The sequence below is a fragment of the Streptomyces sp. WAC05374 genome (genome assembly GCF_004353505.1).
Classification (GTDB): Bacteria; Actinomycetota; Actinomycetes; order Streptomycetales; family Streptomycetaceae; genus Streptomyces.
Map to the genome: position 1 here is coordinate 135,023 of NZ_SMNQ01000010.1, position 16,404 is coordinate 151,426.

The 16,404-nt window shown below is 72.9% G+C and carries 12 protein-coding genes; 3 read left to right on the forward strand and 9 right to left on the reverse strand.

Annotated features, from left to right (window positions below):
* Positions 1-2: 2 nt before the first annotated feature.
* From E2B92_RS20280 to E2B92_RS20300, 5 genes are all read right to left on the reverse strand, one after another.
* Positions 3-2,324, reverse strand: coding sequence for an FtsX-like permease family protein (locus tag E2B92_RS20280; protein ID WP_126883709.1), 2,322 nt, complete (start codon positions 2,322-2,324; stop codon positions 3-5).
* Positions 2,321-2,998, reverse strand: a complete 678-nt coding sequence (locus E2B92_RS20285; protein WP_126883708.1) for an ABC transporter ATP-binding protein — start codon at positions 2,996-2,998, stop codon at positions 2,321-2,323. Before E2B92_RS20285 ends, E2B92_RS20280 begins: the two co-directional genes overlap by 4 nt.
* A complete protein-coding gene (locus tag E2B92_RS20290) occupies positions 2,995-3,519 on the reverse strand; it encodes a PadR family transcriptional regulator (protein ID WP_126883707.1) in 525 nt (174 codons plus the stop codon). The genes E2B92_RS20285 and E2B92_RS20290 overlap by 4 nt, the downstream gene beginning before the upstream one ends.
* Positions 3,520-3,623: 104 nt before the next feature.
* Positions 3,624-3,851: a hypothetical protein gene (locus tag E2B92_RS20295; RefSeq protein ID WP_126883706.1), complete on the reverse strand. Its 228-nt coding sequence runs from the start codon at positions 3,849-3,851 to the stop codon at positions 3,624-3,626.
* Positions 3,848-4,786 carry an SPFH domain-containing protein gene (locus E2B92_RS20300; RefSeq protein WP_126883705.1) on the reverse strand — a complete coding sequence of 313 codons (939 nt, stop codon included), beginning with the start codon at positions 4,784-4,786 and terminating at the stop codon, positions 3,848-3,850. The genes E2B92_RS20295 and E2B92_RS20300 overlap by 4 nt, the downstream gene beginning before the upstream one ends.
* A gap of 255 nt (positions 4,787-5,041) precedes the next feature.
* On the opposite strand from E2B92_RS20300, the gene E2B92_RS20305 reads away from it, so the two are divergent.
* Entirely contained in the window at positions 5,042-7,315 is a 2,274-nt protein-coding gene (locus E2B92_RS20305) for a transglycosylase domain-containing protein (RefSeq protein ID WP_126883704.1), read from the forward strand.
* Between the two features lie 72 nt (positions 7,316-7,387).
* Here the strand turns inward: E2B92_RS20305 and E2B92_RS20310 are convergent, their stop codons facing one another.
* The 3 genes from E2B92_RS20310 to E2B92_RS20320 form a co-directional block, all read right to left on the reverse strand.
* Complete coding sequence (locus E2B92_RS20310) at positions 7,388-9,706, reverse strand: SpoIIE family protein phosphatase (protein ID WP_185923507.1); 2,319 nt, start codon at positions 9,704-9,706, stop codon at positions 7,388-7,390.
* Positions 9,707-9,940: 234 nt separating this feature from the next.
* Positions 9,941-10,630, reverse strand: a complete 690-nt coding sequence (gene fomD / locus E2B92_RS20315) for a cytidylyl-2-hydroxypropylphosphonate hydrolase (protein WP_126883703.1) — start codon at positions 10,628-10,630, stop codon at positions 9,941-9,943.
* Between the two features lie 82 nt (positions 10,631-10,712).
* Entirely contained in the window at positions 10,713-12,110 is a 1,398-nt protein-coding gene (locus tag E2B92_RS20320) for a class II fumarate hydratase (RefSeq protein WP_126883702.1), read from the reverse strand.
* 138 nt (positions 12,111-12,248) lie between these two features.
* Here E2B92_RS20320 and E2B92_RS20325 point away from each other — a divergent pair, with 138 nt between their 5' ends.
* Entirely contained in the window at positions 12,249-13,784 is a 1,536-nt protein-coding gene (locus tag E2B92_RS20325; RefSeq protein WP_126883701.1) for a ricin-type beta-trefoil lectin domain protein, read from the forward strand.
* 61 nt (positions 13,785-13,845) lie between these two features.
* Here the strand turns inward: E2B92_RS20325 and E2B92_RS20330 are convergent, their stop codons facing one another.
* Entirely contained in the window at positions 13,846-15,513 is a 1,668-nt protein-coding gene (locus E2B92_RS20330) for a fumarate hydratase (RefSeq protein WP_185923506.1), read from the reverse strand.
* Between the two features lie 179 nt (positions 15,514-15,692).
* Here E2B92_RS20330 and E2B92_RS20335 point away from each other — a divergent pair, with 179 nt between their 5' ends.
* A complete protein-coding gene (locus tag E2B92_RS20335; RefSeq protein ID WP_126883699.1) occupies positions 15,693-16,358 on the forward strand; it encodes a DUF1707 SHOCT-like domain-containing protein in 666 nt (221 codons plus the stop codon).
* The last annotated feature ends 46 nt before the right edge of the window (positions 16,359-16,404 follow it).

Sequence of the window (16,404 nt, forward strand, 5' to 3'; positions counted from 1 at the left end):
GCTCACTCCGTACGCAGACCGTCCGGGCGCATCAGGCGCCACAGGACCGGCAGGCTCAGGCCCGTCACGGCCAGGACCAGCGCCGCACCCACCCCGGCGACCGGCCAGAACACCCACCAGTCCTCGACGCCCTTGCCGGTCAGCCGCAGCAGCAGCACGCCGAGCCCCAGCCCGCCCGCGACCGCCAGGGCCATGCCCAGCACGACCGGTACGGCGGTCTGCCACAGCACCGACCAGGCCAGCGTCGAGCGCCGCGTACCGAAGGCCACCAGTGCCGACAACAGCCGCCCGCGGTCCCGCAACTGCTCCACCGTCGACACCAGCAGCGAGACGGCGACCAGCACCATGGTGAGCGTCGCGGCGGCGAACACCCCCCGCCGGACACTGGTGAACCGCGCGTCCCGCTCCATGTCCTGGACCGTGTCCACCCGCATCAGCGGACTGACCCGGGCGGCCGCCTCACGGGCGTGCTCGGCGGCGTCCGGCACGGCCGCGTCCAGGCGCACCCAGGCGGTGAGGACGGGATCGTCGAGCGTCTTGGCGTCGATCGCCGAGGGCGTGGCGTACACGCCGAACGACGTCCACCCCATCGGGTCGCGGCGGCCCTCCACCGTGCGGGCGCCGGCGGGGATGCGCCACAGCAGCGGCGGCGCGGTCTCGTCGCGCAGGTTGACCAGCGCGCCGGGCCGGGCCGTCTCGGCCAGGTAGGCGTCGTCCGGGCCGTCACCGCCGTGCGCCCGCGCGATGAACACGTCGCCGTCCGCGCACGAGGGGAGATCGCCCAGCTCGCGCAGCGTCGGGCACCCGGCGACCGTGAGGGCGGTGCTGGGGACGAAACCCTCACCCGCCCGGGGCGGTCCCGGCCGCTGCACGGAGGTGCTGAGCGCCGCGGCCACCCCGGTGACGCCGCGCGCCGCCGACACCTCACGGATCAGCTCGCGGGGCGCGTCCGGGGCGGTGGCGTCCACCCGCAGGGCGAGCCGGGCGCGTGCCTCGTCCATGTTCGTCGGCCGCATGAAGTCGCTCTGCACGGCCCCGAACAGCATCTGGAGCGCGATCGCCCCGGCCGCGGCCACCACGATGCCGCTGACCGCCCTCGCCGCCGTACCGCTGCTCAACTGGAGCCGCCGCACGGCGAGCTGCCACGGCAGCGGACCGCCCCGCAGCCGCCGGACCAGCGCCTCGGTCAGCCACGGCAGCAGCGCCGCCACACCGGTCAGCGTCAGCAGCGCCCCGGCCGCGACCGGCGCGGCGTCCAGGCTGGTCTCCGCGAAGGTGACCGGCCCGGCGGACAGCAGCAGCACCGGCCCGGCCGCGGCCGGCAGCAGCCGCCACCACACCCGGCGCGCCCGGGGCGCCGCCTGCCGGGTCACCCCCAGCGGCTCGACCGCCACACCGCGCATCGCGACCAGCGTCACCACCACGGCGCACAGCGGCACCAGCACCGCCACCGCGGCGGCCAGGGCGGGGACGGGGGTCAGGTCGGCCGGGAAGGCGTTGACGTCCCACACCGTCACCCGGCCCGCGAAGCGCCGTGCCAGGGCGAAGAGTCCGGCGCCGGCCAGGAGGCCCAGCAGCGCACCGGCCAGCGCCTCCCCGGCGGCGATCCGGCGCGTCATGGCGATGTCCGCGCCCACCAGCCGCAGCGCGGCCAGCCTGCGGTCGCGCCGCTCGCCGCCGAAACGGGCGGCGGTGGCGACGAGGACGAGCACCGGCAGCAGCAGCACCACGCACGCCACCACGATCAGCAGCAGCAGGAAGGCGCTGGAGGGCCGGTCGGCTCCCACGTTGTGGCCGAAGCGGTCGGCGCGGCCGTCGGCGACCGCGTCGGTCAGCTCCGGGCTGTGGGCGTAGTAGACCAGTTCGGCGGGACCGACCAGGCCCGCGTCACCGATCCGGCCGGTCACCTCGTACGGCAGACGTTCCGTCAGCAGCGCGCCCTCGGGGGAGGCGAGCAGGCGGCCCAGCGCCGGTGAGACCACCATCCCGCCGGGCTCCGGCACCGCGGCCACCCCGGGAGGGGCCGGGGCGTGGGCGCCGTCGGGCCGCAGGAGCGTGCCGCGCACGGGCCGGTCGTGGAAGAGCGTGGAGGTGGCCGCGTACAGGAAGGAGCGGTCCGAGCGGGGCGCGCCGGACTCGCTGGAGGTGAGGTCACGGCCCTGGTGGCGGAGGTCGCGCCCCTCCAGGACGCTCGGCACGGACGCGGCGACGAGCAGCAGCACCACCCCGGCGCCCACCCCGAGGGCGGTCAGCAGCGTGCGGGTCCGGCCGGGGCGGCCGCCGGTGACGGCGAACCGGGCGCCCAGCAGCAGGTCGCGGATCACCGGGCGCCCGTCAGGCCGCGCACCCGGCCGTCCCGTACGACGACCTCCCGGTCCGAGTAGGCGGCGACGCGGGCCTCGTGGGTGACCAGGACGACCGCGGCGCCGGTGTCCCGGGCGGCGTCGCCGAGCAGCCGCATCACGCGCTCGCCGTTGAGCGAGTCGAGGGCACCGGTCGGCTCGTCGGCGAAGACCACGCGCGGTGCGGTGACCAGCGCGCGGGCCACGGCGACGCGCTGTGCCTGGCCGCCGGATATCTCCCCGGGGCGCCGGCCTGCCGCCCCGTCCGCCTCCAGGCGCTCCAGCCACTCCCGGGCCTTGGCCTCGGCCGGCCGGCGGCGCTCGCCGTTGAGGCGGAGCGGCAGGGCGACGTTCTCCACGCACGTCAGCTCGGGCACGAGCCGGCCGAACTGGAACACGAACCCGAAGTCGCCCCGGCGCAGCGCGCTGCGCGCGGCGTCGGACAGGGCGGTCAGCTCGCGGCCGTCGTACATGACGGTCCCGGCGTCCGGCCGGACGATGCCCGCCAGGCAGTGCAGCAGGGTCGACTTGCCGGACCCGGAGGGACCCATGACGGCGACGACCTCGCCGGGACGGATGCCGAACTCGGCGTCCACCAGGGCCGGGGTCGGGCCGTACGCCTTGCCGACGCCGCGGGCCTCCAGGAGTACGGTCACCGCCCGACGGCTTCCGCGAGCTGCCCGAGCCGCGCGGCGGTCAGCTCCAGCCAGCGCAGGTCGGCCTCCAGGTGGAACAGGGCGTGGTCGCAGATGAGCTGGTCGGCGAGGTCGCCGTCCTGCTTGCGCCGGGTCAGCTCCCGCATCAGCCGCAGGTGCTCGGCGCGCTGCGTGTCGAGCAGCTCGGCGGCGCTGCGGCCGGTGAGCAGGGCGAGGACCACCTTGGTGTAGAGCGTCGACTGGAGGTACGGCTCGGGCTTCTCGGCGTGCGCCAGCCACCGTTCGACGTCGGTGACGCCGGCCTCGGTGATCGCGTACCGCTTCCGCTCGGGGCCGCCGCCGGGCTCGATGCCCTCGACCTCGACGAGCCCGTTCTTCAGCAGCCGGGACATGGTCGCGTAGACCTGCCCGTAGTGCAGCGGACGGTCGTGCCCGAACTTCTCGTCGAAGGCGCGCTTGAGGTCGTAGCCGTGCCGGGGGCCGGACTCCAGAAGCCCCAGGAGGGCGTGACCGATGGACATGGGGCCGACTGTACAGGGCGCGTATACACACGATGTATAGCGGGGACCTGCCCCCCGCCCCGGGCTCCGGGGGCAGGTCCCTCACTGGCGGGGTGGCGGCGCCCTCACTCCGGGGGCGGCGGTGTCTTCGGTGGCCGGCCGCGGCGGGGGAGGGGGCCGGGGGCCGACGGGAGGCGGCCCGCGTCGGAGAGGGCCTTGCGCAGCAGGAACTCGATCTGCGAGTTCGCGCTGCGCAGCTCGTCCGACGCCCAGCGGGCCAGCGCCTCGTACACCGCCGGGTCCAGGCGCAGGAGCACCTGCTTGCGCGGGCGGCGTTCCGCGGGCGGTGTCACTGGTACAGGGTGCCCGTGTTGAGGACGGGCTGCGCGGCCCGGTCGCCGCACAGGACCACCATCAGGTTGGAGACCATCGCGGCCTTCCGCTCCGGGTCGAGCTCCACGATGTCCCGCTCCTCCAGCCGGTCCAGGGCCGCCTCGACCATGCCGACCGCGCCGTCGACGATCTGCCGCCGCGCCGCCACGACCGCGCCTGCCTGCTGGCGCTGGAGCATCGCGGAGGCGATCTCCGGCGCGTACGCGAGGTGGGTGAAGCGCGACTCGATGATGCGCACGCCCGCCGCCTCCACGCGCGCGTGGAGCTCGGCGGCCAGCTTCTCGGTGATCTCCTCGGCGTTGCCGCGCAGCGACAGCCCGTCCTCGTCGTGGGCGTCGTAGGGGTACTCGATCGCGATGTGCCGCACGGCCGCCTCCGTCTGCGTGGAGACGAACTCCAGGAAGTCGTCGACCTCGAACATCGCCTGCGCGGTGTCCTCGACCTTCCACACGACCACCGCCGCCAGCTCGATCGGGTTGCCGTACGCGTCGTTGACCTTCAGGACGGCCGTCTCGTGGTTCCGCACCCGGGTGGAGATCTTCGCCCGGGAGGTGAAGGGGTTGACCCACCGCAGGCCGTCGTCGCGGATGGTGCCCCGGTACCGCCCGAAGAGCTGCACCACCCGGGCCTCGCCCGGCGCCACCATGTTCAGCCCGCACATCGCGAGGAAGGAGGCGATACCCACCACCACCCCGGCCAGGATCAGCGCCACCTTCACGCCCGTGGAGCCGGTGGCGGCGCCCGCCACCACCAGGCAGACACCGGCCGCCAGCCCGGCGAGGCCGAGCAGCAGCGCCAGGCCGCCGCCGATGCTGTGCGCGGCGAACTCCCGTACGCGCGGCTCCGGCATCTCGGGCAGGTCCTCGGCCAGGGTGCCGCGTTGCGTCGTCGTCATGATCGTCCCCGTTTCGTCGTCCGGCGGCCGTGCCGCGGCGGTCCCGCGCTCACTCCGGCGCCCTCCGGTCGGTCTAGCAAAGTGATATCACTTTACCGCGCTTCGCAACCCTCCGCCCCTGTCAGGAGTCGGTTCCCTTGAGACGGGTGCTCATTGTCACGTCCGGAAAAGACCGGATGCGTTGGGCTTTGTCGGTACCCGTGGTGTTAGTTTGCTGAGCTGATTCGCAGATGAGCAGAGCGGAGCGACGGAGCGATGGGTCGAGCGGGAGCGCGACAGGCGCGGGAACGCGGGGCGCGCGGGGCGAAGACCGAAGGCGGGGGCATACGCCGCTTCTTCACCTGGAAGAGACTGCTGGGCACCTTCTTCGGGTTCTGCCTGCTCGCCATGGGCGCGTTCTACGTCGTCTACCTGCTCGTCCCGGTGCCCACCGCCAACATCCAGGCGACGATGCAGAGCAACGTCTACAAGTACAGCAACGGCAAGATCCTCGCCCGCACCGGTGAGATCAACCGGGAGATCGTCGGCCTGGAGAAGATCCCCGACGACGTGGAGAACGCCTTCGTCGCCGCCGAGAACAAGAGCTTCTACGAGGACTCCGGCGTCGACTTCATGGGCACCGCCCGCGGCGTGTTCAACACCCTCAGCGGCAAGGGCAAGCAGGGCGGATCGACGATCACCCAGCAGTACGTCAAGAACTACTACCTGAACCAGGACCAGACGGTCACCCGGAAGCTCAAGGAGCTGGTGATCTCCCTCAAGGTGGACCAGCGGATGGACAAGAAGGACATCCTCGCCGGCTACATGAACACCAGCTACTACGGCCGCGGCGCGTACGGCATCCAGGCCGCCGCCCAGGCGTACTACGGCGTCGACGCCGAGAAGCTGACCGTCTCCCAGGGCGCCTACCTCGCCGCCCTCCTCCAGGCCCCCAACCAGTACGACTGGGCCCTCGCGAGCCCCACCGGCCGCGAACTGGCCCGCGAGCGCTGGAACTACGTCCTCGACAACATGGTCGAGGAGGGCTGGCTGAGCGCGTCCGCGCGGGCCGGGCAGAAGTTCCAGGAGCCGCAGAAGCCCAAGGCCGCGCCCGGCATGGAGGGCCAGACCGGCTACCTCGTCGCGGCCGCCAAGCAGGAGATGGTCAGCCAGGGCATCAGCGAGGAGACCATCGACGCCGGCGGCTGGACCATCACCCTCAACATCGACGAGAAGAAGCAGAAGCGGCTCGTCAAGGCCGTCGACGAGAAGCTGGAGGACCACCTCGACCGCAAGGGCAGCGAGGTCGACTCCACCGTCCAGGCCGGCGCCACCTCCGTCGACCCCAGGACGGGGCACGTCGTGGCGCTGTACGGCGGTGTCGGCGCCACCGAGCACTGGATGTCCAACGCCACCCGCCGCGACTACCAGCCCGCCTCCACCTTCAAGCCCCTGGTCTTCGCCTCCGCCCTGGAGAACGGCTCCAGGACCCAGGACGGCAACGAGATCGGCCTCGGCACGATCTACGACGGCGACAGCCGCACCCCCGTCAAGGGCAGCGACACCCCCTTCGCCCCGCAGAACGAGGACGACCGCAGCTACGGCCCCGTCACCGTGCAGAAGGCGATGAACAAGTCGATCAACTCCGTGTTCGCGCAGATGATCGTGGACGCCGGGCCGGACAAGGTGAAGGAGACCGCGCTCGCCCTCGGCATGAAGGACGGCGAGGGGTTCGTCGAGCAGCCCGCCATGTCCCTGGGCACGATGGGCGCCTCCACGTGGGACATGGCCGGGGTGTACGCCACCCTCGACAACCACGGCAAGAAGGTCACCCCGACCATCGTGAAGTCCGCCGAGCACAAGGACCGCACCTTCGAGCGCACCGAAGCCCCCATCGGTGACCGGGTCGTCAGCCGCGAGACCGCCGACACCGTCACCGCCGCCCTGACCGGCGTCGTCAAGAACGGCTCCGGCTTCGAGGCGAACACCTCCGCCTACCAGGCGGCCGGCAAGACGGGCACCTCGGAGAACAACAAGTCGGCCTGGTTCGCCGGGTACACGCCCGAACTGGCCACCGTCGTCGCCCTCTTCGGCGAGGACGCCGACAAGGGCCGCCAGGTCACGCTCACCGGCACCGCCAACTCCGGCCGCGCCAACGGCGGTGGCTTCCCCGCCCGCATCTGGGCCGACTACACGCTGGGCGCCCTCGGCGGCGGCTCCGACGCCCGCTTCGACCTGGACCTCGCCGAGACGGCCCCGCCCGAGACGGACACCACGCCGACGCCCACGGAGGAGCCGACCGAGACCGAGTCGCCCACGGAGGAGCCGACCGAGACCGAGTCGCCCACCGAGGACCCGGACCCGACGCGCACGCCCACCGCCCCCACGCGGACGCCGACGATCCCGACGCCCACCGACACCCCGACGGACGACCCCACCGAGGGTGACATCGCCGGGTCGACCGGCGGCGGCGACGGCGGCGACCCGACCGGCGACCCGGGCGGTGACACCGGCGGCGACACCGGCGACCTGAAGCCGCCGCAGCCGTAACACGGGACGACACGACGGTGGCCGGGCCCCCGCCAAGGGGGCCCGGCCACCGTCATGACCGGACGCGGCGGCTCAGATGCGCGTCGGCAGCTCGAACCAGACCACCTTGCCGGTCGACAGCCGCGTCGCACCCCACCGCCGGGCCAGCCGGTTCACCAGGAACAGGCCGCGCCCGCCCTCGTCGGTGTCCCGGGCCCGGCGCTGGCGCGGGAGCTGCGGCGAGTCGTCACCGACCTCGCACCGCAGCACGTCCGTGCGCAGCAGGCGCAGCGTCACCGGCCGTTCGGCGTACCGCACGGCATTGGTGACCACCTCGCTGACCAGCAGCTCCACGCTGTCCGACAGGTCCTCCAGGTCCCAGCGCGAAAGCGCCCGCCGCGCCAGCCGCCGCGCCCGCCCCGGCGCCTGCTCCTCCGGCTCCAGGAACCAGTACGCGACATCGCTCGGGGCGATCCCGTCGAAGCGGGCGGCGAGCAGCGCGATGTCGTCGTCCCGGTCGCCAGGGCCGAGCATGTCCAGCACGTCGTCGCAGAGCGCCTCCAGCGGCGGCGAGTGGTCCGGGCCGGTCAACTGCGCGGTGGCGGCCAGCCGTTCACGGAGCTGCTCTATCCCCGTCCACACGTCACGCAGCCGCGACTCGACCAGCCCGTCGGTGTAGAGCAGCAGGGTCGCCCCGGCGGGGGCGTCCAGCTCCACCGCCTCGAAGTCGACGCCGCCCACACCGATCGGCGCGCCCGGCGGGACGCGCAGCACCTCGGCGCGGCCACCCAGGTGGAGCAGTATCGGCGGCGGATGGCCCGCGTTGGCGATGGTGATGCGGTGCGCGACCGGGTCGTACACCGCGTACAGGCAGGTCGCCATGCGGTTCTCGCCGAGCCGCTGGGCCTGCTCGTCGAGGTGGTGCAGCACCTCCTGCGGCGGCAGGTCCAGCCCGGCGAGGGTCTGCGCGGTGGTGCGGAGCTGGCCCATGATCGCGGCGGACGTCATGGAGTGGCCCATCACGTCGCCCACGACCAGGGCGACCCGGCTGCCGGGCAGCGGGATCGCGTCGTACCAGTCGCCGCCGACGCGTGCCGTCTCGGCCGCCGGAAGGTAGCGCGAGGCCAGCTTCACGCCGGTCGGCTGCGGCAGGTTCTCGGGCAGCATGGTGCGCTGGAGCTCGTCGGCGATGTACGCCTCCCGCCCGTACAGCACCGCCTTGTCGATGCCCAGTGCCGTGTGCGTCGCCAGTTGCGCGGCCACCAGCAGGTCGTTCGGCTCGAACGGCGGCCGGTCCGGGCGGCGCAGGAAGACGGCCGCGCCGATGACCCGGCGCCGGCCCCGCAGCGGCGCCAGGATCGCCCGGTGCCCGGAGGGTACGCAGCGCCCGTCGCCGAGCAGTTCGGGCAGCGCGGCGCGGGCGGCCGCCGAGTCGCCGAAGACGGGGCGTACGCCACGGAGCACCTCGGCCAGGGCGCCGCCTGCCTGCACCTCGCACAGCTCGGCGGCCGGGCCGAGGTCGAGGTCGGTCTCCGGGTCGGCGGCCGACAGGCCGAGCTCGGAGTCGTCCTCCGTTAAACGCAGCCTGTCGGTACGGCGCAGACGCAGGACGAACGGGTCGACGGGCCGCTCGTCGCCGACCGGGAGGGGGTCGCGGAGGTAGACGAGGATCGCGTCGGAGAACGTCGGCACGGTGGCCCGGCACAGGCCGAGCACGATCTCGTCCAGGTCGATGCCGCGGGCGATCCGGCGCGTGGCGGCGCCCACGAAGCGCAGCCGGTCGCCCTCGTGGCGTGCGGCGGCCACCGGCTCCGCTGCCGGCGACGGCCCGGCCTGGGCGGGCAGCCCCTCCAGCGGCCCGGCCACCCCGGCGGCCGAGCCACCCGGTACGGCTCCGGTTCCCGCCGCGCCCCCGGCTCCGCCCGCCGTTCCGGTTCCTGCGACGGCTCCCGTTCCGGTTCCGTCCGCGGCTCCCGCGCCGGTTCCGGTGGCCGGGCCGCCGGGTCCGCTTCCGTGGTCGCCCGCCCCGCCCGCGTAACCGGCGTGTCCGGTCCCGTCGCCGGACGGCCCGTCCGCGCGGGCCGTCGCCGCCGTGCCGTGCCCGCACGCGAGACCGGACGCCCCGGCGCCTTGCCCGGCCGGTCCGTGCGCACCCGGTCCGTGCCCCTGCGCCCCGTGCCCCGACGGGCCGGTGCCACGGCCCGACGGCCGCCCCGGGCCGGCCGGCGCGGCGGCCGTCGGGGACGGCGGGGACGACGAGGCCGAGGCGGCGCCCGCGCGGGACGCGGGCGCGGGCGCAGGCGCGGCCGGCGCGGCGGGGGACGGGGGCGTCTCCTGCCGCGGCCGGGTGCGTTCCTGCGGCCGGGCAGCCAGCGGCTGTCGGCCTTCGTGGGAGGTGGGATGCTCCGTCACGCGTGGGATTCCGTCCGTCCGGGCCGGTAGTGCGATGCGATCGCTCTGTCAGGCGCTATACCCGCTCTGAGGGCGGCGTCGACAAGGGGTGACGTATCCGGGCACGGATCAGGCACGGCTCCACCCCCTCATGGATGACTTACGGTCAGTTCCTGGTCTCTACTCAGTCGTTACTGCTCCGCCAACGTGCGGAGGACGATCCTACGTTTGCACCCCAGGGGCGCATCAAGGGTCTCACGGAGCCGTGTGCGCCGGGGTGCGATCCCAGTCCGCGGGCAATTCCGGAACCACCCACTCCGGGTTCGGCCGCCAGTTCTCCCAGCCGTCCGCGAAGGGGGTGCCCCAAGCGCGGATCACCTCCACCGCCGCGCGGCCCGCGTCCCGTACCCGCCGGGCCTGGGCGGGGCCCATCAGGCCGCTGCGCTGCGCCTGGGCGAACTCGTCCTCGTCGCGCCACAGCCAACTACGATCGGGGTACACCGAGATGTCCAGGAAGTGGTCCTCGGAGTCCACGCCGTCCGCCCATCGGGTGCGCGGCTCCTCCAGGTTGACGTACCAGCTCCGGAACCTCCAGCCGTGCTCCCAGAACAGCCACACCGACCACGGTTCGTCCGGCCGGGCGAGCTTCAGCACACCCGTGCCCTCCCAGCGCGTGCGCGTGGTGGTGCGCGGCGCGGTGTACCGGGTGACGAGGGGCTCCTCGTGGACGGGGCTGCCGTCGGCGAGCACGGGCTTGACGCACTCGGTGCCCGGGGCCATCCACACGGCGAGCAGGTCGTCGGTGTCCTCGACGACGGTCACGGGCCGGCAGATATGGATGTGGCCGTCGCCGTTGTCGCGGTAGCGCCACAGGATCCGCGCACCCGGTGCCCAGCGCGCGCCACCGGGGCGCGCTCCTCTCCCTGTCGTCGTCTCGGCTGTCATGCGCAGATCTTAGGGGGGTCCGGGCGGCCCCGCCGCGACGCAGATCACGGGCGGCGGGCCCAGCGGCGTACGAAACCCCTGGTCAGGGCCGGGTCATGCGCAGGACGTCGAGTGCTTCGTCGAGCTGCTGGAGTGTGAGGTCGCCCCGCTCCACGTACCCCGACGCGATGACGACCTCACGGATCGTCCTCCGCTCGGCGAGGGACTTCTTGGCGACCTTCGCGGCCTCCTCGTAGCCGATGTACTTGTTGAGCGGGGTCACCACGGAGGGCGACGACTCGGCGTACTCGCGCGCCCGCTCGACGTTGGCGGTGATGCCGTCGACCGTGCGGTCCGCCAGCAGGCGCGCGGCGTTGGCGAGGAGGCGTACGGACTCCAGCAGGTTCTTGGCGATGACCGGGAGCATGACGTTCAGCTCGAAGTTGCCGGCGGCGCCCGCGGCCGCGACCGTCGCGTCGTTCCCGGTCACCTGCGCGGCGACCATCAGGACCGCCTCCGGGATCACGGGGTTGACCTTGCCGGGCATGATCGAGGAGCCGGGCTGGAGGTCGGGCAGGTTGATCTCGGCCAGGCCCGTGCGGGGGCCGGACGCCATCCAGCGGAGGTCGTTGGAGATCTTGGTGAGGGACACCGCGATCGTGCGGAGCTGTCCGGACGTCTCCACGAGCCCGTCGCGCGCGCCCTGGGCCTCGAAGTGGTCCCGGGCCTCGGTCAGCGGCAGCCCGGTGGTGCGGGCGACCTCGGCGATGACGGCGGCCGAGAAGCCGGGCGGGGTGTTGATGCCGGTGCCGACCGCCGTGCCGCCCAGCGGCAGTTCGGCCAGGCGCGGCAGGGAGGCGCGCAGCCGCTCGACGCCGTACCGGACCTGCGCGGCGTACCCGCCGAACTCCTGACCGAGCGTCACGGGCGTCGCGTCCATCAGATGCGTACGGCCGGACTTGACGACGTCCGCGAACTCGACCGATTTCCGCCCCAGCGCGGCGGCCAGGTGCTCCAGCGCCGGGATCAGGTCGTGGGTGACGGCGGCGGTGGCGGCGATGTGGATGGAGGAGGGGAAGACGTCGTTGGACGACTGGGAGGCGTTGACGTGGTCGTTGGGGTGGACGGCGTCCGGGCGGCCGAGCCGCTCACCGGCGAGGGTGGCGAGGACCTCGTTGGTGTTCATGTTGGAGGACGTGCCGGACCCGGTCTGGAAGACGTCGACCGGGAAGTGCTCGTCCCAGCGGCCGTCGGCCACCTCGGCGGCCGCCTCCTGGATGGCACCGGCGATCTCCGGGTCCAGGACGCCCAGCTCGGCGTTGACCTTGGCGGCGGCGGCCTTGATCCGCGCCAGGGCCTCGATGTGGGCCCGTTCCAGGCGCTGCCCCGAGACGGGGAAGTTCTCCACCGCCCGCTGGGTCTGGGCCCGCCATTTGGCGTGGGCGGGGACGCGCACCTCGCCCATGGAGTCGTGTTCGGTCCGGTAACCGTCGCTCGTCATGTCAACCTCCAGCTACGTCTTCCGGGGAGTCGCCCCCGAACCCCCGTGAAAAAGTTGAGCACTTGTCTTGTTCTGCGTATTCCCAAGCTCTTTACCGGCCAGTAAAAACCGTGGGTAACCCCACTTCCAGGAGGCGCAATGACGCGCACCAGAACCAGAGCCGGGTTCGGACTCCGCTGTACGGTCGCGGTGGCCGCCGCCCTCGCGGCCGCCCTCGGCGGGACGACGGCCGCCGGCGCGGCGGACACCGCCGACGCGCCCCGTACCACCGCATCCGTACCACTGCCGCCCGAACTGGAGGCCATCCGCGCCGCCGAGGCCACCCAGTTGTACGGTTCTCCCGCCGAACGGCCGCTCGCCGACCGCAAGACCGGCCTGATCTCCCTGGGCGACAGCGAGATCTCGGGCGAGGGCGTCGGCACGTACGAGCCCCCGACCAACGGCCCCGACAACTGGTGCCACCGCTCGCCCCAGGCGGCCATCCACCGCACCGGCATCCCCGCCGACGTCACCTACAACGTCTCGTGCTCCGGCGCCGCCACCCCGAACATCCGCATCGGCGGCGGCAAGCAGTACGCCGACGAGCTCGTCCAGAGCGACAACCTCGCCATCAAGGCCCGCAACACCCGCATCAGGATGGTGCTGCTGGTCGCCGGGGCCAACGACGACCTCCAGTTCGGCCCCGTGATGACCGACTGCGTCACCCGGTACCTCACCCTCCAGGGCCCCTGCGAGCCCAAGTACGCCCCGGGCTGGCAGGCGCGGGTCGACGGCCTGGTGCCCAAGGTCGAGCAGACCGTCCGCGACCTGCGCACCGTGATGCGCGACGCCGGGTACGCCGACGGCGACTACAAGCTCGTCGTCATGGGCTACCCCAGCCCCATCGGCCCCGACTTCCACGACAACCCCGACTTCCCCGGCAAGCTCGCCTGCGGCGGCCTCGGGTACGACTCCGACACCGTCTGGGGCCGCAACACCGCCGTACCCGCCTTCGAGCGCGGCATGCGGCGCGCGGCGGCGAACACCGGAGCCGTCTACCTCGACAACTCCCGGCTCTTCCACGGACACGAGGTCTGCATGGAGGACACCTGGGCGCGCGGCCTGTACATCGACCTGTCCAAGCCGGGCACACCGGACGAGAACTCCGTCCGCCAGTCCTTCCACCCCAACGCGGCCGGCCACGCCGCCTTCGCCTCCTGCCTGACCCAGCTCTACCACGCGGGCGTACGGGAGGCCGGCTGCGCCGACCCGGCGTCCACCGGCAGGCCGGTGCTGCTGCCGGGGGCCTGGGACGACAAGTTCGCCCCGCTGCGGGGCGAGGCCACCGGCACCTGCGTGGACGTGACCGGCGCGGTCACCCGCAACGGCACGGCGGTCGGCGGCTGGGACTGCCACGGGGGCCGCAACCAGGAGTGGTGGTACGACCCGGCGCGCGGCTCCCTCCACACGGCGCTCACCCATGACCGCTGCCTGGACGTGCCCGGCGCCGCCTACCAGGCCGGCAAGGCCCTGGTGCTGTGGAACTGCTCGGGCGTGGCCAACCAGAAGTTCGTCCGCCAGGGTGCGACGCTGCGCCCGGCGGCGGCGCCGTCCCTGTGCGTGACCCTGGGCGCGGCCAGGGACCCGCTGCGGCTCCAGACCTGCGACGGCACGGCGAAGCAGCGGTTCGCCTGACGCACGCGCGAGGGCCCGGCCACCAGGACGGTGACCGGGCCCGTACGCGGCGCGCGCGAGGTTACGCCAGGCCGGGGCCGCGTACCGGGATCGACGTGAACGTCGGCGCCGGGGCGGGGTCCTGGAAGAAGTCGTTGCCCTTGTCGTCCACCACGATGAACGCCGGGAAGTCCTCGACCTCGATCTTCCAGACCGCCTCCATGCCGAGCTCCTCGTACTCGACGACCTCGACCTTCTTGATGCAGTCCTGCGCGAGGCGGGCGGCCGGGCCGCCGATGGAGCCCAGGTAGAAGCCGCCGTGCGCGTGGCAGGCGTCCGTGACCTGCTGGGAGCGGTTGCCCTTGGCCAGCATGACCTTGGAGCCGCCCGCCGCCTGGAACTGCTCCACGTAGGAGTCCATGCGCCCGGCCGTCGTCGGGCCGAAGGAACCGGAGGCGTACCCCTCGGGCGTCTTGGCCGGACCGGCGTAGTACACCGGGTGGTCCTTCAGGTACTGGGGCATCTCCTCGCCCGCGTCCAGCCGCTCCTTGATCTTGGCGTGCGCGATGTCGCGCGCCACGACGAGCGGGCCGGTCAGCGACAGCCGGGTCTTGACCGGGTACTTGGTCAGCTCGGCGAGGATGTCGTCCATCGGCTGGTTCAGGTCGATCTTCACGACGTCGCCGGCCTCGTCGAGGTGCTCGTCGGTCGTGTCCGGCAGGAAGCGCGCCGGGTCGGTCTCGAGCTGCTCCAGGAAGACGCCCTCGGCGGTGATCTTCGCGACGGCCTGGCGGTCGGCCGAGCAGGAGACGGCGATGGCGACCGGGCAGGAGGCGCCGTGCCGGGGCAGGCGCACCACGCGGACGTCGTGGCAGAAGTACTTGCCGCCGAACTGCGCGCCGATGCCGATCTTCTGCGTCAGCTCGAAGACCTTCTCCTCCAGCTCCTTGTCCCGGAAGCCGTGGCCGAGGACGGAGCCCTCGTCGGGCAGCTCGTCGAGGTAGTGGGCGGAGGCGTACTTCGCGGTCTTCAGCGCGAACTCGGCGGACGTGCCGCCGACGACGATCGCGAGGTGGTACGGCGGGCACGCGGCCGTACCGAGGGAGCGGATCTTCTGCTCCAGGAACGACATCATGGAGGCCTCGTTGAGGACCGCCTTGGTCTCCTGGTAGAGGAACGACTTGTTGGCCGAGCCGCCGCCCTTGGCCATGAAGAGGAACTTGTACGCGCCGCCGTCCGTCGCGTACAGCTCGATCTGGGCCGGGAGGTTGGAGCCGGTGTTCTTCTCCTCCCACATGGTGAGCGGAGCCATCTGCGAGTAGCGCAGGTTCAGGTTCTTGTACGCGTCGTAGACGCCGCGCGACAGGGCCTTCTCGTCCTCACCTTCGGTGAGGACGTTCTGGCCGCGCTTGCCCATGACGATCGCCGTGCCGGTGTCCTGGCACATGGGCAGGACGCCGGCCGCCGCGATGTTGGCGTTCTTCAGCAGGTCGAGCGCGACGAACTTGTCGTTGCTCGACGCCTCCGGGTCGTCGATGATCTTGCGGAGCTGCGCCAGGTGCGCCGGCCGCAGGTAGTGCTGGATGTCGTGGATCGCCTCTTCGGCGAGCTTGCGCAGCGCCTCCGGCTCCACCTTGAGGAACGTACGGCCGTCGGCCTCGAAGGTGGAGACACCCTCGGCGGTCACCAGGCGGTAGGGCGTGGTGTCCTCTCCCAGCGGGAGCAGATCGGAGTACGCAAACTCTGGCATTACGGCCATTCCTCACTCGGCAGACGGCGACGCGGCCTCCATTGGCGGCGCGCCCACAAGCGTAGAACGCCCGAAGCGGCCCGAACCTGTGAGGTAAGGCTCAGTTGCCGGGGCCGATTGCGCCGGTTCGTCGTCCTGGCCTCTAGTCGCGATGTATCGCGTTTGGCTACGCTGGGCCCGTGGACCTCGAGAAGCAGCCCCAGAAGCCGGTCGTGCCCGCCGAACCGTCCGCGATCCGGGCCTCGGACGCCGACCGCGACCGGATCGCGGACATCCTGCGCGACGCCCTGGCCGAGGGCCGGCTCGACGCGGAGGAACACGGGGAGCGCGTCGACGCCGCCTACCGCGCGAAGACGCTGGGCGAGCTCGAACCCCTCGTCCAGGACCTGCCCGCCGGCCGCCCGGAGCGGGAGCCGTCGCGGCAGCCGTACGCCTACGGGCCGGAGGACCCCGGCGCACCGACCGACCGGGTGGTCGCCGTCTTCTCCGGCGCCGCGCGCAAGGGCCGCTGGCGCGTCGGGCGGCGGACGCACGCCTTCTCCCTCTTCGGCAGCGTCGAGATCGACCTGACCGAGGCGGTCTTCACCCAGCGGCTGACCACGATCGACGTCACCGCGCTCTTCGGCGCGGTCGAGGTGCGCGTCCCGGAGAACGTGACGCTGCACGGCGCGGGCACGGGCGTCTTCGGCGCTTTCGAGGTGGACACCATGGAGGCCGCCGACCCCGAGGCGCCGGTCGTCGTCGTCAACGGTTACGCCGTCTTCGGTGCCATCGAGGCCCGGCCGAAACGCGGCAAGCGGATCGCCGACCTGCACGGCAAACTCCGTAAGCACCTGGGTACTTGACCGGTCGGGGCCGGTTCGGGCCGGTCGCCGCCGCACGGGCCGGAAC

Excerpts from the sequence above, each read along its gene's own strand:
- E2B92_RS20290 (WP_126883707.1), bottom strand. The coding sequence starts at position 3,519 with ATGTCCATCGGTCACGCCCTCCTGGGGCTTCTGGAGTCCGGCCCCCGG.
- E2B92_RS20325 (WP_126883701.1), top strand. The coding sequence starts at position 12,249 with ATGACGCGCACCAGAACCAGAGCCGGGTTCGGACTCCGCTGTACGGTC.
- E2B92_RS20330 (WP_185923506.1), bottom strand. The coding sequence starts at position 15,513 with ATGCCAGAGTTTGCGTACTCCGATCTGCTCCCGCTGGGAGAGGACACC.
- fomD (WP_126883703.1), bottom strand. The coding sequence starts at position 10,630 with ATGACAGCCGAGACGACGACAGGGAGAGGAGCGCGCCCCGGTGGCGCG.
- E2B92_RS20320 (WP_126883702.1), bottom strand. The coding sequence starts at position 12,110 with ATGACGAGCGACGGTTACCGGACCGAACACGACTCCATGGGCGAGGTG.
- E2B92_RS20305 (WP_126883704.1), top strand. The coding sequence starts at position 5,042 with ATGGGTCGAGCGGGAGCGCGACAGGCGCGGGAACGCGGGGCGCGCGGG.
- E2B92_RS20300 (WP_126883705.1), bottom strand. The coding sequence starts at position 4,786 with ATGACGACGACGCAACGCGGCACCCTGGCCGAGGACCTGCCCGAGATG.